The sequence below is a fragment of the Kitasatospora sp. NPDC088548 genome, from assembly GCF_044753005.1.
Taxonomy (GTDB): domain Bacteria; phylum Actinomycetota; class Actinomycetes; order Streptomycetales; family Streptomycetaceae; genus Kitasatospora.
On sequence record NZ_JBIVMI010000024.1, the window covers coordinates 22,349 to 43,425 of the forward strand.

The 21,077-nt window shown below is 73.9% G+C and carries 17 protein-coding genes, 1 tRNA gene and 2 pseudogenes; 6 read left to right on the forward strand and 14 right to left on the reverse strand.

What is annotated here, in order from left to right; genetic code table 11:
• Positions 1-4: 4 nt before the first annotated feature.
• Positions 5-331, reverse strand: coding sequence for a beta/gamma crystallin domain-containing protein (locus tag ACIP82_RS26910; protein WP_400656975.1), 327 nt, complete (start codon positions 329-331; stop codon positions 5-7).
• 453 nt (positions 332-784) lie between these two features.
• On the opposite strand from ACIP82_RS26910, the gene ACIP82_RS26915 reads away from it, so the two are divergent.
• On the forward strand, positions 785-1,465 hold the full coding sequence (locus ACIP82_RS26915) for a hypothetical protein (RefSeq protein ID WP_363606994.1): 681 nt from the start codon (positions 785-787) through the stop codon (positions 1,463-1,465).
• 18 nt (positions 1,466-1,483) lie between these two features.
• Here the strand turns inward: ACIP82_RS26915 and ACIP82_RS26920 are convergent, their stop codons facing one another.
• The 6 genes and pseudogenes from ACIP82_RS26920 to ACIP82_RS26945 all read right to left on the reverse strand — a co-directional run bounded on the left by ACIP82_RS26920 (position 1,484) and on the right by ACIP82_RS26945 (position 8,027).
• On the reverse strand, positions 1,484-2,731 hold the full coding sequence (locus ACIP82_RS26920; RefSeq protein WP_400656978.1) for a hypothetical protein: 1,248 nt from the start codon (positions 2,729-2,731) through the stop codon (positions 1,484-1,486).
• Between the two features lie 253 nt (positions 2,732-2,984).
• Positions 2,985-5,333: an SUKH-4 family immunity protein gene (locus tag ACIP82_RS26925; RefSeq protein WP_400656981.1), complete on the reverse strand. Its 2,349-nt coding sequence runs from the start codon at positions 5,331-5,333 to the stop codon at positions 2,985-2,987.
• Positions 5,334-5,429: 96 nt separating this feature from the next.
• Positions 5,430-6,431 (reverse strand): SMI1/KNR4 family protein, encoded by a 1,002-nt coding sequence (locus tag ACIP82_RS26930; protein ID WP_363606990.1) that lies wholly within the window; start codon positions 6,429-6,431, stop codon positions 5,430-5,432.
• Positions 6,432-6,555: 124 nt separating this feature from the next.
• Positions 6,556-7,129 (reverse strand): annotated as a pseudogene (locus tag ACIP82_RS26935) (DegT/DnrJ/EryC1/StrS family aminotransferase).
• Positions 7,130-7,200: 71 nt separating this feature from the next.
• A pseudogene (locus ACIP82_RS26940) lies at positions 7,201-7,653 on the reverse strand (DegT/DnrJ/EryC1/StrS family aminotransferase); the annotation flags it as partial.
• A gap of 17 nt (positions 7,654-7,670) precedes the next feature.
• Positions 7,671-8,027 (reverse strand): DegT/DnrJ/EryC1/StrS family aminotransferase, encoded by a 357-nt coding sequence (locus ACIP82_RS26945; protein ID WP_400656983.1) that lies wholly within the window; start codon positions 8,025-8,027, stop codon positions 7,671-7,673.
• 420 nt (positions 8,028-8,447) lie between these two features.
• Between ACIP82_RS26945 and ACIP82_RS26950 the strand changes: the two genes are divergently transcribed.
• Both ACIP82_RS26950 and ACIP82_RS26955 read left to right on the forward strand, forming a co-directional pair.
• Positions 8,448-8,909 (forward strand): YwqJ-related putative deaminase, encoded by a 462-nt coding sequence (locus ACIP82_RS26950; RefSeq protein ID WP_363606988.1) that lies wholly within the window; start codon positions 8,448-8,450, stop codon positions 8,907-8,909.
• 65 nt (positions 8,910-8,974) lie between these two features.
• Positions 8,975-9,499: an SUKH-3 domain-containing protein gene (locus ACIP82_RS26955; RefSeq protein ID WP_400657117.1), complete on the forward strand. Its 525-nt coding sequence runs from the start codon at positions 8,975-8,977 to the stop codon at positions 9,497-9,499.
• Positions 9,500-9,521: 22 nt separating this feature from the next.
• Here ACIP82_RS26955 and ACIP82_RS26960 read toward each other — a convergent pair whose 3' ends face one another.
• Positions 9,522-10,790 (reverse strand): histidine kinase, encoded by a 1,269-nt coding sequence (locus tag ACIP82_RS26960; protein ID WP_363606987.1) that lies wholly within the window; start codon positions 10,788-10,790, stop codon positions 9,522-9,524.
• 336 nt (positions 10,791-11,126) lie between these two features.
• Between ACIP82_RS26960 and ppc the strand changes: the two genes are divergently transcribed.
• Complete coding sequence (gene ppc / locus ACIP82_RS26965) at positions 11,127-13,862, forward strand: phosphoenolpyruvate carboxylase (RefSeq protein ID WP_363607025.1); 2,736 nt, start codon at positions 11,127-11,129, stop codon at positions 13,860-13,862.
• 175 nt (positions 13,863-14,037) lie between these two features.
• Here ppc and ACIP82_RS26970 read toward each other — a convergent pair whose 3' ends face one another.
• From ACIP82_RS26970 to ACIP82_RS26995, 6 genes are all read right to left on the reverse strand, one after another.
• On the reverse strand, positions 14,038-14,346 hold the full coding sequence (locus tag ACIP82_RS26970; RefSeq protein WP_363606986.1) for a hypothetical protein: 309 nt from the start codon (positions 14,344-14,346) through the stop codon (positions 14,038-14,040).
• A 154-nt stretch (positions 14,347-14,500) separates the two neighbouring features.
• Positions 14,501-15,082, reverse strand: a complete 582-nt coding sequence (gene pth, locus ACIP82_RS26975) for an aminoacyl-tRNA hydrolase (protein ID WP_363606984.1) — start codon at positions 15,080-15,082, stop codon at positions 14,501-14,503.
• A gap of 111 nt (positions 15,083-15,193) precedes the next feature.
• Positions 15,194-15,784, reverse strand: coding sequence for a 50S ribosomal protein L25/general stress protein Ctc (locus ACIP82_RS26980; protein ID WP_363606983.1), 591 nt, complete (start codon positions 15,782-15,784; stop codon positions 15,194-15,196).
• A gap of 283 nt (positions 15,785-16,067) precedes the next feature.
• Entirely contained in the window at positions 16,068-17,045 is a 978-nt protein-coding gene (locus ACIP82_RS26985; protein WP_363606981.1) for a ribose-phosphate diphosphokinase, read from the reverse strand.
• A gap of 201 nt (positions 17,046-17,246) precedes the next feature.
• A complete protein-coding gene (glmU, locus tag ACIP82_RS26990) occupies positions 17,247-18,704 on the reverse strand; it encodes a bifunctional UDP-N-acetylglucosamine diphosphorylase/glucosamine-1-phosphate N-acetyltransferase GlmU (RefSeq protein ID WP_400656989.1) in 1,458 nt (485 codons plus the stop codon).
• A 155-nt stretch (positions 18,705-18,859) separates the two neighbouring features.
• Positions 18,860-18,930, reverse strand: a tRNA-Gln gene (locus tag ACIP82_RS26995).
• 373 nt (positions 18,931-19,303) lie between these two features.
• Here ACIP82_RS26995 and ACIP82_RS27000 point away from each other — a divergent pair.
• The gene (locus ACIP82_RS27000; RefSeq protein WP_363606978.1) at positions 19,304-20,275 is read left to right on the forward strand and encodes a fatty acid desaturase; all 972 of its coding nucleotides are present in this window, start codon (positions 19,304-19,306) and stop codon (positions 20,273-20,275) included.
• A gap of 173 nt (positions 20,276-20,448) precedes the next feature.
• Positions 20,449-21,051 carry a TetR/AcrR family transcriptional regulator gene (locus tag ACIP82_RS27005; protein ID WP_148643184.1) on the forward strand — a complete coding sequence of 201 codons (603 nt, stop codon included), beginning with the start codon at positions 20,449-20,451 and terminating at the stop codon, positions 21,049-21,051.
• Positions 21,052-21,077: the final 26 nt, after the last annotated feature.

Sequence of the window (21,077 nt, forward strand, 5' to 3'; positions counted from 1 at the left end):
CCGGCTACCAGCGGGAGAGGTTGATGTCGTACATCATCACCTGGTGGCCCTGGTTGCCGTTGAAGTCGTACTGCTCCCAGTTGAAGACCGTCCAGGAGCCGAGCCCGCCGCCGAGGTACGTGATGACCCGGTTGTTACCGGCGTCGATCCGGTCGACGTTGTAGATACGGACCGACATCCACCCGTCGTTCGCGAAGCAGAGCTGGCCGCTGTAGCCGTAGTTGTACACCTTCGCGTAATCGGTGTGGTTACCGCAGTCGATCCGGTTCACGGCGTTCGCATCGGCCACCGGCAGCAGCGCGGCGGCGGTGGCGGCCAGAACGGCGAGCACGCCGATCCTGCTCGCCCTGATATTTCCCGTACGGCGATCCTTGCGGGGATTTGTGCGGCGAATCATGAAACCCCTCCATCGACAGCTGTTGCGACTCCAGAGATTTACATGGAGGCCTGCTACCGAACAGCTGTTTTCCGGCCAAGCCGTAGTACCGCGGGTACCCCCGAAACGAACCCAGGGGGAATGCGCTAGGGTCCGATCAGCCTTGCCGGGCCTGAGGAACGGAGCAGAAGCTTGGCACGTCCACCACATTTGGGACGATTCACCGCCATCGCCCTGGCGGCTGCTTTTTCGACCCTTTCGGCAAGTTGCACCGCTTTCCCCGGAGGCGGTTCGGCGGAATCCTCGCCGACGCCGCCGGCGATCGACTCGCCGAAAGCCCCGGAATCCGGTCGCGGCGGAATGACCGGACTGCCGCTCTCCGCTTATCAGGGCAATGACCAGAGCGCCGTGAAAGAGATTCAGGCCAGGAATGCGCTGGTCGTCTCGTGTATGCGGCGGGCCGGATTCACCGCGTTCGGCGGCGACGGCCTCCAGCCCGCGCAGGCGCCGGACAACGCGACCGCCCTGCCGGCCGGCGCCTGGGGGTATCTGGGGGCCGGGGCCGCTGCCGTGCAGGGATTCCACCCGCCGACGCGGACCGCACCCCGGCCGGTCGGGTCACCGGCCGGGTCCGGCGAGGCGTACGACGCCGCCCGGGTGGACTGCGACCGGCAGGCGGCGGAACGGATCGGCTCGCCCCCGGGCAACGGCACCGCACTGGTCAGCCGGCTGTTCGACGAGTCGTTCCGGGCGACCGGCCGCGACGAGCGGGTGGTCGCGGCGACCCGGAACTGGTCCGGCTGCATGGCCGCCGCCGGGTTCCAGGCCGACGACCCGGCGGTCCTGCCCGGACGGTTCCAGGGCGCCCGGGAGATCACCGCGAGCGAGATCGCGACCGCCCGCGCCGACGCCGACTGCACCGCGAGCAGCAACCTCGGCGGCATCTGGTTCGCCGTCCTGGCCGGCTACCAGCGGCAGCTGATCGACCGCAACGCGCAGGCCCTGACCGCCCAGCGGGAGGCGGTCAGGGCCCAGGACGAGAAGCTCGTGCGGCTGCTGGCGGGCGACGGCCCCTCGGCCGCGCCCTGAGGCGGGAACCGCCCGGGGTCAGCGCCGGTGGTAGCCCACGGTGTTCGGGCTGCCGTCGTCCACGATCACGATCTTGGGGATGATCCGGGTCTCCTCCTCCGGCCGCCTCTGCTCGCCGCCGGTCGCGCCGCCGGAGGGCGCACCGCTCGGCGGCGAGGCCGGCCGCGGCGGCGCCCCGGCGGGCGCGACCGGCCCCGGGGTGACCGGGCCGGGCGGCACCGGCAGCACCGCCGTCGCCGCCTCGGCGGCGGCCGGCCGGACCCCACGGGCGACCCCGACCGCACCGTCCTTGCGCAGATTCGCCACCGCGATCTCGCCGGTGTCCGCCTCGGAGTCCACCTCCGGCGCGTCCCGCGCCCCGGCCCGCGCCGCCTCGGCGGGGTCGAGCGCGCCCACGGCCGCGCCGGTGAGCGAGGCGAGGGTGGCCTTGATGTGGTCCAGGTGCTGCTGCACCGTCTCCTGGCGGGTCTCGAACTCGCGCTGCTCGCGCTCGCTCGCCGCGTTGATCCGCTCGGCCTCGCGCCGGGCCTGCTCGATCAGCTGGTCCGCCCTGGCCTGCGCCTCGGCGTCCGCCTGCTTGATCTGGCCGAGCACGGTCTCCCGGTGCTGCTCGGCCTCCTTGACCCGGCGCTCGGCGGTCGCCGCCACCTGGGCGTCCGCGGCGTCCGCCTTGGCCTCGGCCGCGGCGAACGTCTCGTCGGCGCGGCGGCGCAGCTCGGCCAGCTTGGCCTCGGCCCGCTCGGAGGCCTCCGCCGCCGCGACCCGCACCTTGGCGGCGTGGGCGGTGGCCGCGTCCCGGACGGACCGGATGTCGCGGTCGGCGTCGGCGCGGATCGCCTCGGCCTCGGCCCGGGTGCGCTCGTCGGTGCGCCGGGCGGCCTGGTCGGCCTCCGCGCGGGTGGTCGCGGCGTACTCCTTGGCGGCGTGGGACAGCGCCTGGCCGGCCTCGTAGACGTCGTCCCGGTTGTCCTCGGCGTACCGCTCGGCGGCGTCGCGGACGGCCCTGGCCTCGTTCTCGGCCATCCTGGCCAGCGCCAGGGCCTGCTCGCTGAGCACCTCGTAGTCCGGCTCCGGGGCGTCGGCGGCGGCCTGCCGGATGTCGGCCAGCCGACGCTCCATCTCCCGGATCCCGGCGCCGAGCACGCTCAGCCGTTCCCACGCCTCGTCGCGCTGTGCGGTGAGAGCGGCCAGGGCTCGGTCGACCTGCTCGGGCGCGTAACCGCGCCGGGCAGCGGTGAAGCCGTGCTGGGGGACGGCGTCGCTCATGGGCTCTTCCCCTCGTGTCGCGGGCTGCGGAGCCCATGATCGGACGGATCGGACGGATCGGGAACCGAGTCTGGAACCGAACGTCTTACGGATCGAAACGCGGTGAGGACCGGCCGAATAGACCCATCCTCTTGACCTATTTTGCGCAGATCGTGGCGAAACCCCAATGAGGCAGAGCCGCAGCAGCACGGCGAAGGGGCCGTTCCGGACAGCGGAACGACCCCTTCCACCTGGGTGGACCGGGGGCGGTCCGCTACAGCAGACCGTCCCAGAACTGCTCCAGCAGCACGGCCCACCAGGTGTCCGCCGACTGGAGGGCCGCCGGGTCGACGGCGGCGAGCTGGGCCTGGAAGTCGGTTGTCCAGCGGCCTGCCTGATCGGGCGTCAGCCCGTACCGCAGCCGCCACATCCGGCCCAGCAGGGCCAGCGCGCGGACGAACTCCGGTACACCGCTGTTGACGAACCGGGGCGGCTCGCCGGTTCCGTCGACGTCCACCGCGACCACGTGCGCTGTGCCGTACTGCACACAGAGCTGGCGGCCGTAGTCGTTGCCGAGCACCAGGTAGCCGCCGAAGTCCGGGCCGGCCGGCAGGCCGCGTTCGACCGCCAGCTCGGCGAGCGTCGGGATCGGGCGGCCCTCCTGGGCCTGCGCCCAGAAGAACGGCCCGAACTCGCGCGGCAGGCCCGCCCACATCAGGGTCTGCGCCACCGGCTCGGGCACCCCCTGCCGGGCGACGGCGCGCTGCTCGAAGCGGAACACGTTCGGGCCGAAGGCCTGGCCGAGCTCCTGGGCGAGCTGCTGCGGTGCGAGCGGCGGCAGCGGCGGGACACTCCCCGGGGCGGGCAGCGGCACCCGGAACGGGCGCACCCGCTGGGCGCCGGAGGCCAGCTGGTGCAGCTCGTCCAGGTGGTCGAGCAGCTGGGCCATGCCGGCCTGCCGGGTGTGGTGGTCCCGGCCGTAGTCGGCGGTGTGGGTCAGCCGGACGTTCGGCCAGGAGGCGGCGATCATCCGGTGGCAGTAGCCGCCCGGAAGGTCGCAGGACTCCAGCTCGGTGTAGAGCTCCAGCACCTGCTCCGGCGGAACGTTCAGCCGCCGCAGGTCCTGGAGGATCTTCCACTCGGGGTGCGGGGTGCCGGGCTCGCTGCGGTGGAGCAGCTTCTGCTCGGAACCGTCCGGGCCGCGGTAGCTGAGCGCCGCGAAGTAGCCCGGGCCGACGGCGGGCACGCCGGGCGGCACCGGGGCGCCCTGCGGAGGGCCGGGGACGGGCGCCGGCGGAGCGGCCGGGGCCGGGGCCGGGGCGGCCGGGTAGCCGTAGCCGGACGCGGGCGCGCCGGGCCCCGCGGCGCCGGGTGGCGGCGGCACGGCCGGGCCCCCGGACGGCGGCGTGCCGGGGTCGCCGGGCACGCCCGGGGCGGCACCGGCGGCCGACAGGTCGATCGCGTTCGCGAGCTGGGTGCGCTCGTACGCCGCCCCGGCACCGGGCGCGGCGGGCGGACCGTCGGCGCCGCGCAGGCCCGCCGGGGGCGGGGGCGGCGGGGCGGCGGCCGGGTTGCGTCCGCCGACGGCCGCCACGGGCGTGCCGCCGCCCGGGGTGTGCCGCAGCTCGCCCGGCGGAGGCGGCGGCGGAGCGCCGACCGGGTTACGGCCGGGGACGCCCTGCGGCACGGCGGGCGCGGGCGCGGCGGGCGGTGGCGTCCCGGGCGCGCCGGGGCCTGGTACACCGGGGCCGGGCGCCCCGGGCAGACCCATCAGCCCGGGCAGACCGTCCGGCGAGGCCAGCACCGTCGGCGCGGGCTCCACCGCCGGGCCGGCCGGCGGCGGGGACGGAGGCGTCCCGTAGCCGTCGGCGGGCAGCAGCACCGTGGCCGCCTCCGCACCGGGCCGGCCCGCACCGGGCAGACCGGCGCCGTTGGTGCGCAGGCCCTCGGGCAGCAGCACCGTGGCCGCCTCGGCACCGCCGACCGGCGGAGCGGCAGGCGGAGCTGTGGGCGGAGCTGTGGGCGGCGCTGTGGGCGGCGCGGCGGGATCGGCGACGGGGGCCTGCGGCGCCGGGCCGGGCGGCGGGGCGAGCATGGTCGGCGCGTCCCCGGCGGGCCGCTCGGAGGCCGGCGGCGTGGTCAGCACGGCGGGCGCCGGCGGAGCGGCGGCCTGCGGGACCGTTTGCGCGGCGGCGGCCCGCGGGGCGGCGGCCGTCCCCAGCCGCTCCGCCTCCGCCGCGATCGCCGCGGCGCCCGCCTCCTGGAGCCACTGCGGCGGGCTGAGCAGGAAGGACGTCGCCTCGACCGGCCCGGGCGCGGGCTTCGCCGCACCGGCCGGGTTTGCCGCGACCGGCCGCCCGTACACCTCCTCGTACTGCCGGACCACCTCGTTGACCGGCAGCGCGGGCCAGAGCGTGCTGGCCCCGGAGTCCCGGGCGATCACCAGCCGCGCCTCGCCCGCCGAACCGCCGGTCTCACCCGACGCCCGGTCGGCGGGCTGGACCGCCCAGCAGACGAAGCCCAGGTCGAACTCGCGGACCCGCACCTCACGCTGGAGCGGACGCGGCACCCCGCCGTTGATCCACTCCTCGGCGAGCTCCTGTGCCTGCGCGTACGTCACCACGCCCGGTTCACCCCTGTCCCCTTCGTCCCCGCTTGTTCCGCACCTGTCGCGCCCACCGCGTCCATCACGCCGGACACCGCCACCGCCGGGGCCACGTCAGCCCACCGGCACGGCGCGGGCGAACCCGCCGTCCACCATCAGCTCCGCGACCGTCTCCAGCTCCGGCGGGCTGCCGGCCAGCCGGAGCAGGAAGGCGTCGAAGTCCTCACCGCAGGGCAGCAGCAGCCGGGCGACCCGGTCCTCCGGGGCCTCGGCCGCGCCGTTGTCCCGGGCGTCGTCGTAGAGGCAGAACCAGACCGAGCCGACCCGGTCGCCGCGCACCTTGAGCGCCACGATGCCGCCCTGGGCGTAGGCGATGCCGAGGTAGTCCTTGGTGAGGTGGTCGCGCAGGCACTTGTTGGCGTACACGACGTCCTCGGTGCCGTACTCCTCGCTGAGGGTCAGGAACGGCTGGTCGAGCAGCAGTCCGAGCTCCGGGTCCAGCGCCACGCCGACCGGGGCGCGGCCGCCGCCGAGCTTGAGGAAGGTGCGGTACGCGCCGGGCAGCCGGTAGCCGAGGCGCTCCTCGGCGCTCTGCAGCAGGTCCTCGGGGACGCCGATCGGGTCGCCGCCGTCCCGGGCGAGCGAGAAGTGCGCGGGCCGCCGCTCCTGCAGCGGGCGGGTGCCCCGGCGGCTGTGGTCGGCCGAGGAGGTGGCCAGCCCGCCGTGGTGCCGCAGCAGCGCCTTGACCTCGACCGGGACGAGTTCCATCCGCCGCCGGCCGGGCGCGGCCCGGCCGACCGCGTGGTGCCAGGTCCAGCCGGGCGGGGTGGCGACGGCGGTCTCCAGATCGGCCCAGAGCGGGTGGCCCTGGGTGAACAGCGCGGCGTTGGCCGAGACGTAGTCGGTCAGCCGCAGCTCGTCCACGCCGAAGCCGTCCGGCGGGTCGGCGACCTCGGCCGCGGCGGCCGCGTACGGGCCGAAGTCCGGGTAGCCGTGCTCGTCCACCCGGACCCCGGCGGGGTGCCGCTCCGCGCGGACCGGATCCGGGAACTGCACCACCTGACCTGCGTACGCCGCGTTTGGCGCGGCGGCGACGCCGGGCCGACCTGTCGTCATCTGGGAGCCCCCACTGGCTGCTGCAAATTCTCGGTGCGCTTGCTGGACACCAGGGTAGGGGGTCTGCCCCGGCCCCGGACCCCCGCCCGGGAAGACCGGAACGGGGCCGGCGGCCGGTGGTGGCTCAGGCCGCGAGGGCCTTCGCCAGGGCTTCGGCGACGCGTTCCTGCTGGACCTCGGTGATCTGCGGGAACGGCGGCAGGGTGAGCAGTTCGCGGGCGGCCCGCTCGGCCACCGGGAAGGCCCCCTCGCCGTGACCGAGGTGCCGGAAGGCGGGCTGGAGGCGGACCGGGACGGGGTAGTGGACGGCGGCGCCGACGCCAGCGGCCTGGAGCGCGGCGAGGACGGTGTCCCGGTCGCGGCCCGGACCGATCCGCACCGCGTACAGGTGCCGGACGCGCTCGTTGCCGGGCGCCGTCCGCGGCAGGGTGACGCCGTCGAGGCCGGCCAGCAGCCGGTGGTAGCGCCCGGCGGGCGTCGTTCCGGGCGGGCGGCCGGCGCGGCTTGGCCCGCAGCACCACGGCCTGGAGGGCGTCCATCCGGGAGTTGAAGCCGAACCGCTCGTGCTCGTACTTGCGGCCCGAGCCGTGGTCGCCGATGAGCCGGACGGCGGCGGCCAGGTCGTCGTCGGTGACGGCGGCGCCCGCGTCGCCGTACGCGCCGAGGTTCTTGCCGGGGTGGAAGCCGGCGGCGGAGATCCGGCCGTGGAAGGCGCGGCCGTACTGCCTGGCGCCCTGGGACTGGGCGGTGTCCTCTCCACCACGGGCAGGCCGTCGGCCGCGTCCAGCAGCGGCGCCGTCGGGGCGAGCCGGCCGTTGAGGTGGACGGGCAGCAGCGCGACCGCCCCGGGCCGCGCGTCGGCGGCGCGGGCCGGGTCGATCAGCGGATGGGCGGGGTCGGCGTCGACCAGGACCGGGCGCAGGCCGGCCCGGACCACGGCCTCCGCGGTGGCGACGAAGGTGCTGGCGGGCAGCACCACGCCGCCGGGCGGCAGGCCGAGGGCGCGCAGGGCGAGTTCGAGGGCGTCGGTGCCGTTGGCGGCGCCCACGCGGTGCCGGGTGCCGGAGAAGTCGGCGTACTCCTCCTCGAAGCCGGCCACCTCGGGGCCCTTGAGGTAGCCGCCGGTGGCGAGCACCCGGTCGAAGCCGGCCCGGACCTCCGCCTCGACCTCGGCGTGCGCGGCCTTCAGGTCCACCAGTGGGACGGGTGTGCCGGTGGGCATCCTGCTCCCCTTCGGGGTCAGCGCGGTGGGAGGGCGGCGCGCAGGGCGTCGGTCACCCGGTCCTGCTGCCGCTCGGTGAGCGAGTGGTAGAGCGGCAGGACCGGCGAGCGGCGGGTGAGCAGTTCGGCGGCGGGCAGCGGCACCCGGGCGGCGCCCTTGTACGGGGCCTCCAGGTGGGCGGCCACGATGCCGCGCCGGGCGAGGACGCCGGCCCCGGCGAGCCGGGCGAGCAGTTCGGCGCGGTCGGGGGCGCCGTCCGGCGGCAGCACCCAGCAGGACTGGTAGTTGGTGGTGCCGTGCGGCGGGTCCGCGACCAGCCGGGCGCCGGTGCCGGCCGGTGGTGCAGGAGGAGACCGCGACGGCGTGCGGCACACCGGGCGTGGGCACGTGCTCGCCCGGCGCCTCGTTGGCGGTTTCCGTCATCGCAAGATCCCCCTTGCCCGACGTCTGGACGCCCCCGCCACGGCGGCCTCAACGGCCGTGCCGAGCAAAGGAGTTGCCTTGACCGGCCGGCCATCCCCATGGCCCGGCCACCCCCTCGGCCCGCTGCTGGAACGCTACCGGCCACCGCCGCCGGCCGGGGGTGGATTCGGGTCCACCGGGGACGAGTCGTGACGATGGCGTGCGGATCCGGCCACGATCGCGTGCCCGCCCGGCCGGTCACCCCGCGAGCGGCCCTGACGACCACCCACCTCCGCACCCCGGTTGTGCGGATGGCGGGGATATTTGACAGGCTTGCCCCGGACTGACCCCATCAGCCGTGCCGTCAGCGGAAAACAGGAGGAGGACGACGCATGACCACCGGGGAACCGGACGGCCCGCCCCTGCTGCGCCACCACCGCGACAGTCTGCTGCCCGCCGTCGCCGCCGCCCTGTCGCTGCGCGGCGGCGAGGTGCACACCCTGGCCGGCGACAAGCCCGCCCGGCGCCCGGTGCTGCACCCGCTGGTCGGCGAGTTCCTGGACGGTCTGCCGGTCGAGCACCGCGAACGCTTCACCGGCCGCTGCCCGGAGGCCGTCCTGCTCTCCCAGTACCTCACCACCGTGGACGGCAAGCGCTCCAAGCGCGCCTCCCGCAAGCCGATGAGTCTGCACGAGGCCCGCAAGGCGCTCAAGGGGGCGCGGCTGACCACCGTCCGCATCCGCGAGGAGCACGACCCGGCGCACGGCACCCACGCCCCGCCCTGCCGGTCCTGCGTCCCGCTGCTGGAGCACTTCACCGTGCAGAGCGTCGCCGTCGGCCCGCCCGGCCGCTGACCGCGCCCCGCACGCCCCCCGTCCCCGAGCCCCCGGAGCCCGTCCTGAATCCGCCCAGCCCGCCGCTGCCGCCGCCGGCCACCCTCGGCGCGCCCGCCGGCCGGACCCGCCCCCGTTTCCCCGCCGACGTCGCCGCCGAGCTCAAGGCGGCCGGCTGGCACCCCGGCCGCTGGCAGATCCGGCAGGCCGAGGAGTGGGCCGACGCGCTGGTCGCGTACGGCAGTCCGGCCGGCGTCCAGCACGCGGTGTTCCCGGCCGCGGTCGAGGCCTGGGCCGAGTTCGGCGGCCTCGCCTTCGACCTGGGCGGACCGGGGCGTCAGCTCGCCCGCACCCCGTTCCTGGTGGACCCGCTCTGCGGCCTGCACCAGCCGCGCACCCTCGCCGACCTCGGCCGCGCCCTGGACACCCGGCTCGCCCCGCTCGGCGAGGAGACATACGGACAGGCGCTGCTCGCCATCGACGAGGAGGGCCGCGTCTACAGCCTGGACCACACCGGCGAGTGGTTTCTCGGACACGGCATTGACCAGGCCGTCTCCACACTGATCCTCGGCACCGCCCCCGAGCGGCTGCGCACCGCCGACGAGACCTGACCACCCCGGCCGTGCCCGGCCGTCAGACCAGCCGCTCGGCCCGGACCACCAGCCGGGACGGCAGCACCGCCTCCACCCGGAACCCGCCGTCCCGCTCCGGACCGGCCGAGAAGGTGCCGCCCAGCGCGACCACCCGCTCGCGCATCCCGACCAGCCCGTTGCCGCCGCTGGGCAGCGCCGCCGCGCCCCGCTCCCCGCCCGGGCAGGCGTTCACCACGCTCACCCGCACCCCGTTCGGCGCGTACGCCAGCAGCACCGCGACCTGCGCGCCGCCCGCGTGCTTGTGCGCGTTGGTCAGCCCTTCCTGCACCACCCGGTACGCGGTCTGCTCGGCCTCGCCGGTGAACTCCTGACGGCTGCCGCTGACGGTCAGCGTCACCGCCATCCCGGCCGCCCGCGACTGGTCGACCAGCCGCGGCAGCCCGGCCAGCGAGTCCGGCTCCGGCGCCTGCTCGTCCGACATCCGCAGCACCCCGAGGATCTCCCGCAGCTCGTTCAGCGCCTGCCGGCCGACCTCGCCCATCAGCTTGGCGCTCTGCGCCGCCTTCTCCGGGTCCTTCGCGACGATCCGCTCCAGCGCCCCGGAGTGCACCACCATCAGCGACACCCGGTGCGCCACCACGTCGTGCATCTCCCGGGCGATCCTGGTCCGTTCCTCCAGCCGGGCCCGGCGGGCCCGCTCCCTGGCCTGCTCGGCCAGCAGGTCCAGCTCCGCCTCCAGACCGTGCGCGCGGTCCTGGAGCGATTCGATCAGCCGTCGCCGCGCGCCCACGTACAGCCCGGTCACCACCGGCGGCACCGTCAGCGCGACCGCCACCAGCACCGACAGCAGCACCTTCCCCCAGAGCGGCGGCTCGGGCATCGCCCCGCCGCCGGGCGTCACCATCGACACGAGCATCACGCCGGACGCCTCGACGAACGCCACCACCGACAGCGCCACCATCCGCAGCCGCCGCGACGGCCACTCCCAGGACTCCGCCATCGTGTACAGCGACATCACCAGCAGCAGCACGCCGAACATGCCGGGCACCGTCACCAGCGCCACCATCACCGGCACCGCCGGCCAGCGCCGCCGCAGCACCAGGGTGGAACCCGCCAGCGCCCCGGCCAGTGCGACCCCCACGATCGCCGGCAGCCCCAGGTCAAGCCGGGGTGCCAGGAAGGTGACCGCGCTGACCGCGCACTCCAGCGCCGCGAGCCCGGCCAGCCCGATGTCCAGGAGAGCGCTGCGCCGACGCTCCCACCACCAGAACGACCTGACCGGCACGCGCTCCCCAGGCGACTTGCTCATGGCCGACAGCCTAAGCCGCAACAGGGTCCTCTCCCCACCCGGATACGCCGCGACACTTCACCGGGGCCTCAAGTGGTCCAGACCACATGGGCTGTGTGTGATCTTGTCCGCCATCCGGCCACCTCGCGGACAGCGACCCTCCCGACACCTATGCTGGTCGCGTCGGACAGCGCGGTCCGCACGCGTCACACGCGCCACACGCGCGCGGAACTGTGACGATGAGCCGTTGCCGAACCCCACCACCACAGGGAGCCAGCCGTGACCGCTCCGGTCCCCACCCCGGCGGACAGCCCCAGCCATGTCGGCGCCGCCGGCCCAGTCGCGGACAACGCCGCCCTGCGCGCGGACATCCGCCGCCTCGGCGACCTGCTCGGCGAGACGCTCGTCCGCCAGGAAGGCCCCCAGCTGCTGGGCCTGGTCGAACAGGTCCGGCTGCTCAGCCGCACCAACGGCGAGGCCACCGCCGAACTGCTCTCCGACATCGACCTGGAGACCGCCGCCAAGCTCGTCCGCGCCTTCTCCACCTACTTCCACCTCGCCAACGTCACCGAGCAGGTGCACCGCGGCCGCGAGTTCGCCACCCGCCGCGCCCGCGAGGGCTCCCTCCTCGCCCAGACCGCCGACCAGCTCGCCGAGGCCGACCCCAAGCACCTCGCCGACACCCTGGCCCACCTGGCGGTCCGCCCGGTCTTCACCGCCCACCCCACCGAGGCCGCCCGCCGCAGCGTCCTCAACAAGCTCCGCCGGATCGGCGAACTCCTCGACCGCGTCCACCGCGACCAGCTCGCCTCCGGTCTCGCCGCCGCCGACCCGGCCCGCACCTCCTCCGCCAAGCGCCAGGCCGACCGGCGCCTCGCCGAGGTCATCGACCTGCTCTGGCAGACCGACGAGCTGCGCATCGCCCGCCCCGAGCCCACCGACGAGGCCCGCAACGCCGTCTACTACCTGGACGAGCTCTACCGCGACGCCGTCCCCGAGGTCCTCGAGGAGCTGCACGAGGAGCTGGCCCGGGTCGGCCTCAGCCTCCCCGACGGCGTCCGCCCGCTCACCTTCGGCACCTGGATCGGCGGCGACCGGGACGGCAACCCCAACGTCACCCCCCAGGTCACCTGGGACGTCCTCAACCTCCAGCACGAGTACGGCATCAAGGACGCCCTCGCCGCCGTCGACGACCTGCGCAACTCCCTCTCCACCTCGGAGCGCCTCGCCGGCGCCTCGGTCGAGCTGCTCGCGTCGCTCAACAACGACCTGCACGCGCTCCCCGAACTCAGCCCCCGCTACAAGCGGATGAACGCCGAGGAGCCCTACCGCCTCAAGGCCACCTGCGTCCGCCTCAAGCTGGAGAACACCCGCGAGCGGCTGTCCCACGGCACCCCGCACATCGACGGCCGCGACTACCTCGGCACCCGCGAGCTCATCGCCGACCTGCGCCTCATCCAGGACTCCCTGCGCGCCCACCGCGGCGAACTCATCGCCGACGGGCGCCTCGCCCGCGCCATCCGCACCATCGAGGCCTTCGGCCTCCAGCTCGCCACCATGGACGTCCGCGAGCACGCCGAGGCCCACCACCACGCGCTCGGCCAGCTCTTCGACCGGCTCGGCGAGGAGGCCTGGCGCTACAACGACATGCCCCGCGAGTACCGGCAGAAGCTGCTCGCCAAGGAGCTCCGCTCGCGCCGCCCGCTGGCCCCCACCCCGGCCCCGCTCGACGCCGCCGGCACCAAGACCCTCGGCGTCTTCAACACCATCCGCGAGGGCTTCGAGCGGTTCGGCGACGAGATCGTCGAGAGCTACATCATCTCCATGTGCCAGGGCGCCGACGACGTCTTCGCCGCCACCGTCCTCGCCCGCGAGGCCGGCCTGATCGACCTCCACGCCGGCATCGCCAAGATCGGCATCGTGCCGCTGCTGGAGACCACCGACGAACTCCGGGAAGCCGACCGCATCCTGGACGAGATGCTCTCCGACCCGTCCTACCGCCTGCTCGTCTCGCTCCGCGGCGACGTCCAGGAGGTCATGCTCGGCTACTCCGACTCCTCCAAGTTCGGCGGCATCACCACCTCCCAGTGGGAGATCCACCGCGCCCAGCGCCGGCTGCGCGACGTCGCCCACCGCTACGGCATCCGGCTGCGCCTCTTCCACGGCCGCGGCGGCACCGTCGGCCGCGGCGGCGGCCCCTCGCACGAGGCCATCCTGGCCCAGCCCTGGGGCACCCTGGAGGGCGAGATCAAGGTCACCGAGCAGGGCGAGGTCATCTCCGACAAGTACCTGCTGCCCTCGCTGGCCCGCGAGAACCTCGAACTGACCATCTCGGCCACCCTCTCCGCCTCCGCGCTGCACACCGCGCCGCGCCAGGCCCCCGAGGAACTGGCCCGCTGGGACGCCGCCATGGACCAGGTCTCCGCGGCCGCCCACACGGCCTACCGCGCCCTCGTCGAGCAGGACGACCTGCCGAAGTACTTCTTCGCCGCCACCCCGGTCGACCAGCTCGCCTCGCTCCACCTCGGCTCCCGCCCGTCCCGCCGCCCCGACTCCGGCGCCGGCCTGGACGGACTGCGGGCCATCCCGTGGGTGTTCGGCTGGACCCAGTCCCGCCAGATCGTCCCCGGCTGGTACGGCGTCGGCTCCGGCCTCGCCGCCGCCCGCGCGGCCGGCCTCGGCGACGTCCTCGACGAGATGTACGGCCAGTGGCACTTCTTCCGCAACTTCCTGTCCAACGTCGCCATGACGCTGGCCAAGACCGACCTGCGGATCGCCCGCCACTACGTCGAGCAGCTCGTCCCCGCCGAGCTGCACCACATCTTCGACCAGATCATCGCCGAGCACGAGCTCACCCTGCGCGAGGTCCTGCGCCTCACCGGCGAGAGCGAACTGCTGGAGCACAACCCCGTGCTGAAGCAGACCTTCACCGTCCGCGACGCCTACCTCGACCCGATCTCCTACCTCCAGGTCGCGCTGCTGCGCCGCCAGCGCGAGGAGGTCGCCGCCGGCCTCACCGAGGACCCGCTGCGCGCCCGCGCGCTGCTGCTCACCGTGAACGGCATCGCCGCCGGCCTGCGCAACACCGGCTGACCGGCCCCGCGACGACGGACGGGCCCCGTGGCATCACCCGATGCCACGGGGCCCGTCCCGTCCGTCCCCCGCGCGACGCGGGCCCACGGTTCCACCACCGGCCGTCGAACACGGTCGAACACGGCGGGGCCGGTGCCCGGAACCCGGACACCGGCCCCGCCGGACACCACGTGCGCTACTCCCCCGGATCGCCCGCACGACGGCGCTTCAGCCAGAGCGCCGCGCCGCCGGCCGCCACGACCAGACCGCCGCCGACCGCCAGCAGGCCCGCGTCACCGCCGACCGAACCACCCAGCACCGGCCCCAGCTGCGCCGACACCGGCTCCGGGGACACCACACCCGGATCGGGCTCCGCCACCGACTCCGCATGTGCCAGACCGCCACCGGAGAGCAGCACTCCGGCCGCCCCCAGCGCACCGGCCGTACCCACCCGCCGTCCGAGCTGCCTCAGCCGCACCACTCGGACCGGCCGCAATCTCCGCATCGAGAACTCCCCAGGACCCGTTCGCGTACCCTCCCGACGCTATCCGATCGCGCACAGGTTTCTCACACCTATTCAGGTTTGGACGGCCAAGCGTTGTACGACTGTTGCGTACCCGCCCGGCGTGGCGGCCGCCGGGCTGACGCCCGGTCACCGCTCAGGAGTTGTACGTCCCCTGCGCCCGCTCCAGCCCCTCGGACAACAGCGCCTCCACCGCGTCCGCCGAGCGGTCCACGAACCACTCCAGTTCCTTGCGCTCGGTACTGGAGAAGTCCTTCAGCACGAAGTCCGCGACCTCCATCCGCCCCGGCGGACGGCCGATACCGCACCGCACCCGGTGGTAGTCGGGGCCCAGCGACTTGGTGATCGACTTCAGCCCGTTGTGACCGTTGTCGCCGCCCCCCAGCTTCAGCCGCAGCGCCGCGTAGTCGATGTCCAGCTCGTCGTGGACCGCCACCAGCGCCGACGCCGGCACCTTGTAGAAGTCCCGCAGCGCGGTCACCGGACCGCCCGAGAGGTTCATGAACGACATCGGCTTCGCCAGCACCACCCGCCGGCCGCCCAGCCGCCCCTCGGCCACCTGCGCCCGGCTCTTGTGCGCCTTGAACCGCGCGCCCATCCGCTGCGCCAGCAGGTCCACCACCATGAACCCGATGTTGTGCCGGTTCCGGGCGTACTGCTCACCCGGGTTGCCGAGCCCGACCACCAGCCACGGCCCCTCGTACGCGTCCTCGCTCATCCCACGCTCCTCGAACTCGACCCTCGTCGACATCATCCCGGACACACCGCTGCCCCGGCCGCTCCAGTACGGGAGCGGCCGGGGCAGCGGTGTCAGTGACTGGCGGGAGGCTCAGGCCTCGGCGCCGGCCTCGGCCTCCTCGGCCTCCTCCTCGGCCGGGGCGGCCTGGGCGCCGATGACCTGCAGCACGACGGCGTCGGCCTCGACGGCCAGGGTGACGCCGGCCGGCAGGGTGATGTCCTTGGCGTGGATCGAGGCACCGGCCTCCAGGCCCTCGACCGAGACGGTCACGGACTCGGGCAGGTGGGTGGCCTCGGCCTCGATCGGCAGGGCGTTGAGCACGTGCTCCAGCAGGTTGCCGCCGGGGGCCAGCTCGCCCTCGGTGTGCACCGGGATCTCGACGGTGACCTTCTCGCCGCGCTTCACCAGCAGCAGGTCGACGTGCTCGATGGTGCGCTTGATGGCCTCACGCTGGACGGCCTTCGGCAGCACGTACTCGTCCTTGCCCTCGATCGGCACGACCAGCAGGGCGTTCGGGGTCTTCAGCGCCATCATCAGGGCGTGGCTCGGCAGGTTCAGGTGAACCGGGGCGTGGCCGTGGCCGTAGACGACTCCGGGGACGAGGCCGGCGCGGCGGGCACGACGGGCGGCACCCTTGCCGAACTCGGTACGGGTCTCAGCGGCAATGCGGATCTCGGACACGACTGCACTCCTCGTGAAAATGGCGCGGGGGTGCAGGCAACGCGAAAAACCGCCGGGACCACACCCTCAGTACGTTCGGGGGTCACTCGGCGGTGCACGACCTCTGCCGGCCATCGGAAATCCGGCACCGGCAGCGCGTCGATCACGGAGCGGGCACCCGGCAAGCAGGCACACGGCATCCCTCGCCGAGCAGTTTCACGAGTCTAACCGCACCGGCGGCCTCCCGCGAAATCGGCGGCGGCCCCGGCCCGCGAGGGACCGGGGCCGCCTGCGCGGGGCTTCGTCAGTGCACGCCCTCGAAGAGGCTGGTGACCGAGCCGTCCTCGAACACCTCGCGGATCGCCGCGGCGATCGACGGGGCGATCGACAGCGTGGTGATCTTGTCGAGCTGGAGCTCGGCCGGCGTCGGCAGCGTGTTGGTGAAGACGAACTCGCTGACCCGCGAGTTCTTCAGGCGGTCCGCCGCCGGACCGGACAGCACGCCGTGCGTGGCCGCCACGATCACGTCCGCGGCACCGTTGTCGAACAGCGCGTCGGCGGCGGCGCAGATCGTGCCGGCCGTGTCGATCATGTCGTCGACCAGGACACAGACCCGGCCCTTGACGTCACCGACCACCTCGGCGGACAGGATGGTGTTCGCCTGCGTCATGTCACGGCGCTTGTGGATGATCGCCAGCGGTGCGCCCAGCCGGTCCGACCACTGGTCCGCGACCTTCACCCGGCCCGCGTCCGGCGACACGATGGTCAGCCGGTCCCGGTCCACCTTCGCGCCCAGGTAGTCCGCCAGCAGCGGCAGCGCGAACAGGTGGTCCACCGGGCCGTCGAAGAAGCCCTGGATCTGCGCCGTGTGCAGGTCCACCGCCATCAGCCGGTCCGCGCCCGCCTGCCGCAGCAGATCGGCGATCAGGCGGGCGGAGATGGGCTCACGGCCCAGGTGCTTCTTGTCCTGGCGGGCGTAGCCGTAGAACGGCAGGATCGCCGTGATGCTCCGCGCGGAGGCCCGCTTCAGAGCGTCGATCATGATCAGCTGTTCCATGATCCACTGGTTGATGGGAGCCGTGTGGCTCTGCATCACAAAGCAGTCCGCACCACGCGCCGAATCCAGGAAGCGGACGTAGATCTCCCCGTTCGCAAAGTCCAGCGCCTTCGTCGGAACCAGTTCGGTCCCCAGCGACGCGGCCACCTCGCTCGCCAGTTCGGGGTGGGCACGGCCGGAGAAGAGCTTCAGTTTCTTCTCACCCGACGTCGTGATCCCGCTCACTGCACCGTCTCCTCGCGTTGCTGACGCTGAACCCGTCCGCACCGCGGACAGGCACAGGCCCGCTCGCGACAGGGGTCGGGGGAATGTCGGTACGCCTTGACACGGGCGGTAAGCCCTATGGCGCACGTATGTCCCCAAGGTTACGCGCCCGCGCAGAAACCGTCCGCCCCGGGACCGGCCCTCGGAGCCCCGCCGGCCTCCTCAGCGCTCGTCGGCCCCGTCCGTCGCGGCGGCCGCGGCCTGCGCCGACGTGGTGCCCGGACGCTTGCGCTCCACCCATCCCGCGATGTTGCGCTGCTGCGCCCGGCTCACCCCCAGGGCGCCCGGCGGAATGTCTGCGGTGATCACCGAGCCGGCCCCGGTGTAGGCGCCGTCGCCGACCGTCACCGGAGCGATGAACATGTTGTCCGAACCCGTGCGGCAGTGGGCCCCGATCACCGTGCGGTGCTTGTTCACCCCGTCGTAGTTCACCGTGACCGAGGCCGCGCCGATGTTGGTGCCCTCACCGATCGTGGCGTCCCCGATGTACGACAGGTGCGGCACCTTGGCGCCCTCGCCCAGCTCCGAGTTCTTCACCTCGACATAGGTGCCGACCTTCGCCTTGCGGGCCAGCTTCGCCCCCGGCCGCAGGTACGCGTACGGCCCCGCGACGGCGAAGTCACCCACCTCCGCACCGTCCGTCGTGGCGTTGCTCACACGCGCGCCGGCGCCGATCCGGGTGTCCTTGATCGTCGAGTTCGGGCCGACCTCGCAGCCCTCGCCGAGGTGGGTGGAGCCCTGCAGCTGGGTGTTGGGCAGCACCACCGCGTCCGGCTCGTAGGACACCTGCACGTCGAACCAGGTCGTCGCCGGGTCCACCACGGTGACACCCTCGCGCATCGCCCGCTCCAGCAGGCGGTCGTTCAGCAGCCGGCGGGCCTGCGCCAGCTGCACCCGGTCGTTGATGCCCAGGATGTCCCGGTAGTCCGCGGCCACGACCGCGCCCACCCGGTGGCCGGCCGTCCGCAGGATCTCCAGGGTGTCGGTCAGGTACTCCTCGCCCTGCACGTTGTCCGTGGTCACCCGGGAGAGGGCCTCGGCCAGCAGCTTCGCGTCGAAGGCGAAGACCCCGGAGTTGATCTCGCCGATGGCCCGCTGGGCGTCGGAGGCGTCCTTCTCCTCGACGATCGCGGCGACCGCGCCGTCGGCCCCGTCGCGCAGGATCCGCCCGTAGCCGAACGGGTCCGGCACCACGGCCGTCAGCACCGTCACGCCGTTGCCCTGCTCGGCGTGCGCCTCGGCGAGCGAGCGCAGCGTCGCCCCGGTCAGCAGCGGCGCGTCCCCGGTGGTGACGATCACCGTGCCGTCCAGCTCCACCCCGTCCGCGGCCAGCGCCTCCAGCGCCGTCCGGACGGCGTGCCCGGTGCCGTTCTGCTCCTCCTGCACCACGGCCCGCGCCGCCGGGTGGAGCGCCGTCAGGTGCTCCCGCACCTTCTCCCGCATGTGCCCGACCACCACGACCAGCTGCTGCGGCGTCAACTCCTGGGCCGCCGCGACCGCGTGGCCCACCAGCGACCGCCCGCACACCTCGTGCAGCACCTTGGGCAGGCTGTTCGACTTCATCCGGGTCCCGCCACCGGCGGCAAGCACGACAACGGCGGCAGGCGAATTGGCACTCACGGGGGGAGGCTCCTCAGTCGGTTCACAGAGAGGGCAGTGCGGGCCGGGGAGCGGATCCGCACGTCTGCGCCCCGGCGCTTCGAGGATAGTGCGGGGCAGCCCGGCGCAACGCCAGCGCGGGTCTGCCCCGCACCGGCCACACGGCCTCTGAGGTGCTCCCGGAGGAGGATTCGAACCCCCATAAGCTGGACCAAAACCAGCTGTCCTGCCCTTAGACGATCCGGGACGGTACCGTCACCGCGCCCCGGTGCCGCCAGGGCGCGCTCGCCCAAGACTACGGGGTGAACGGCGCCGTAATCCACCTCCATTTCCCGACCGCCGCCCCGCGATCCACCGGTAGGGGTCCGCGCCGCCGGGGACGTTGACGGACAGGCACCCGGGCCCGCCCGCCCCGCCGTCGGGCCGGCCACCCCGGCCCGGACGCGGTGATCCGGTGGGCGATCCGTCCGGACACGGGCCCGGTCCCGGGTTCATCCATCCAGTCGAGTGAATTCACTAAAGCGCCCCCGGGTGCCGTATTTCCTTCGTGGCGGAGCGCAACCTACGATGCCGTAAGTTACGCAAACGTAGCCTCCGCCCCCTCCCCCAAGGGACACCCCATGACCATCCAGGCCGGCGAGGCACACGCCGATACCGCGCTCTCCGCCGACACCGCCCCGACCCTGCTCTCCGCCACCCGCGGCGGGGAGAAACAGGGGCTCGCCGAGCGGATCGCGCTCGGGCTGTTCATCGCCGTCCCCTTCACCGCGCTGCTCGCCGCCGCGCCGGTGGCCTGGGGCTGGGGGCTGGGGTGGACGGACCTCGCGATCGCCACCGCCATGTACTTCCTCACCTGCCACGGCATCACGATCGGTTACCACCGCTACTTCACCCACGGCGCCTTCAAGGCCAACCGGGCCCTGCGGCTGACCCTCGCGGTGGCCGGCAGCCTGGCGATCGAGGGACCGCTGGTGCGCTGGGTGGCGGACCACCGCAAGCACCACCGGTACAGCGACAAGGACGGCGACCCGCACTCGCCCTGGCGCTACGGGGAGAGCATCCCGGCCCTGCTCAAGGGCCTCTGGTGGGCGCACATGGGCTGGCTCTTCGACGAGGAGCAGACCCCGCAGCTGACCTATGCGCCGGATCTGGTCCACGACCCGGCCATAAGGCGGATCTCCCGGCTGTTCTGGCTCTGGACCGCGATCTCGATGCTGCTGCCGCCCCTGGTCGGCGGGCTGGTCACGCTCTCCTGGCAGGGTGCCCTGTCCGCGTTCTTCTGGGGCTCGCTGGTTCGGGTGGCGCTGCTGCACCACGTCACCTGGTCGATCAACTCGATCTGCCACGCGCTCGGCGAGCGCCCGTTCCGCTCCCGTGACCGCTCCGGCAACGTCTGGTGGCTGGCCGTGCTCTCCTGCGGAGAGTCCTGGCACAACCTGCACCACGCGGACCCGACCTCGGCCCGGCACGGCGTGCTGCGCGGCCAGATCGACTCCTCGGCACGGCTGATCCGCTGGTTCGAGCTGGCCGGGTGGGCCCGCGACGTCCGTTGGCCGGACGCACAGCGGATCGCCGCCCGCCGCGCCGCATGAGGGCTCGCCTGCAGCATGATGTAGGGGTGAACGGGAGCAGCGCAGACAGCACAGGCGGCCACGAGAGCCCGCGGACGGACGCCGCGCCGGGTGCGGCGCAGGCCCGTCCGCGTGCCGCTGCCCCGACGGGTACCACCGCACCGGCGCCCCGCCGCCGGGGCGGCCGGGTGCGGATGACCGGGAAGCAGCGGCGGGAGCAACTGCTGGAGATCGGCCGGTCGGTGTTCGCGGAGCGCGGCTACGACGGCACCTCGGTGGAGGAGATCGCCGAGCGGGCCGGGGTGTCCAAGCCCGTGGTGTACGAGCACTTCGGCGGCAAGGAGGGGCTGTACGCGGTGGTGGTGGACCGCGAGATGCAGCTCCTGCTGGACATGGTGACGGGGGCGTTGACGGGCGGGCACTCGCGGGAGCTGCTGGAGCAGGCGGCGTTCGCGTTGATGGACTACATCGACACCTCCACGGACGGTTTCAAGATCCTGGTCCGGGATTCCCCGGTGGCGCAGTCGACGGGAACGTTCGCGTCGCTGATCAGCGACATCGCGACGCAGGTGGAGGACATTCTCGGGCTGGAGTTCAAGGCGCGGGGCTTCGACGCCCGCCTTGCCCCGATGTACTCGCAGATGCTGGTCGGAATGGTCGCGCTGACCGGGCAGTGGTGGCTGGAGGTCCGCAAGCCGCAGAAGGCGGAGGTGGCGGCGCATCTGGTGAACCTGGCCTGGCACGGCCTGGAGGGGATGGAGCGGCACCCGAAGCTGGTCGGCGAGCGGAAGGCCTGAGCGCCCGGCGGTGGGCGTACCGGCCC

Excerpts from the sequence above, each read along its gene's own strand:
- ACIP82_RS26920 (WP_400656978.1), bottom strand. The coding sequence starts at position 2,731 with ATGAGCGACGCCGTCCCCCAGCACGGCTTCACCGCTGCCCGGCGCGGT.
- ACIP82_RS26930 (WP_363606990.1), bottom strand. The coding sequence starts at position 6,431 with ATGACGACAGGTCGGCCCGGCGTCGCCGCCGCGCCAAACGCGGCGTAC.
- ACIP82_RS26950 (WP_363606988.1), top strand. The coding sequence starts at position 8,448 with ATGACCACCGGGGAACCGGACGGCCCGCCCCTGCTGCGCCACCACCGC.
- ACIP82_RS26960 (WP_363606987.1), bottom strand. The coding sequence starts at position 10,790 with ATGAGCAAGTCGCCTGGGGAGCGCGTGCCGGTCAGGTCGTTCTGGTGG.
- ACIP82_RS26970 (WP_363606986.1), bottom strand. The coding sequence starts at position 14,346 with ATGCGGAGATTGCGGCCGGTCCGAGTGGTGCGGCTGAGGCAGCTCGGA.
- pth (WP_363606984.1), bottom strand. The coding sequence starts at position 15,082 with ATGAGCGAGGACGCGTACGAGGGGCCGTGGCTGGTGGTCGGGCTCGGC.
- ACIP82_RS27000 (WP_363606978.1), top strand. The coding sequence starts at position 19,304 with ATGACCATCCAGGCCGGCGAGGCACACGCCGATACCGCGCTCTCCGCC.
- ACIP82_RS27005 (WP_148643184.1), top strand. The coding sequence starts at position 20,449 with ATGACCGGGAAGCAGCGGCGGGAGCAACTGCTGGAGATCGGCCGGTCG.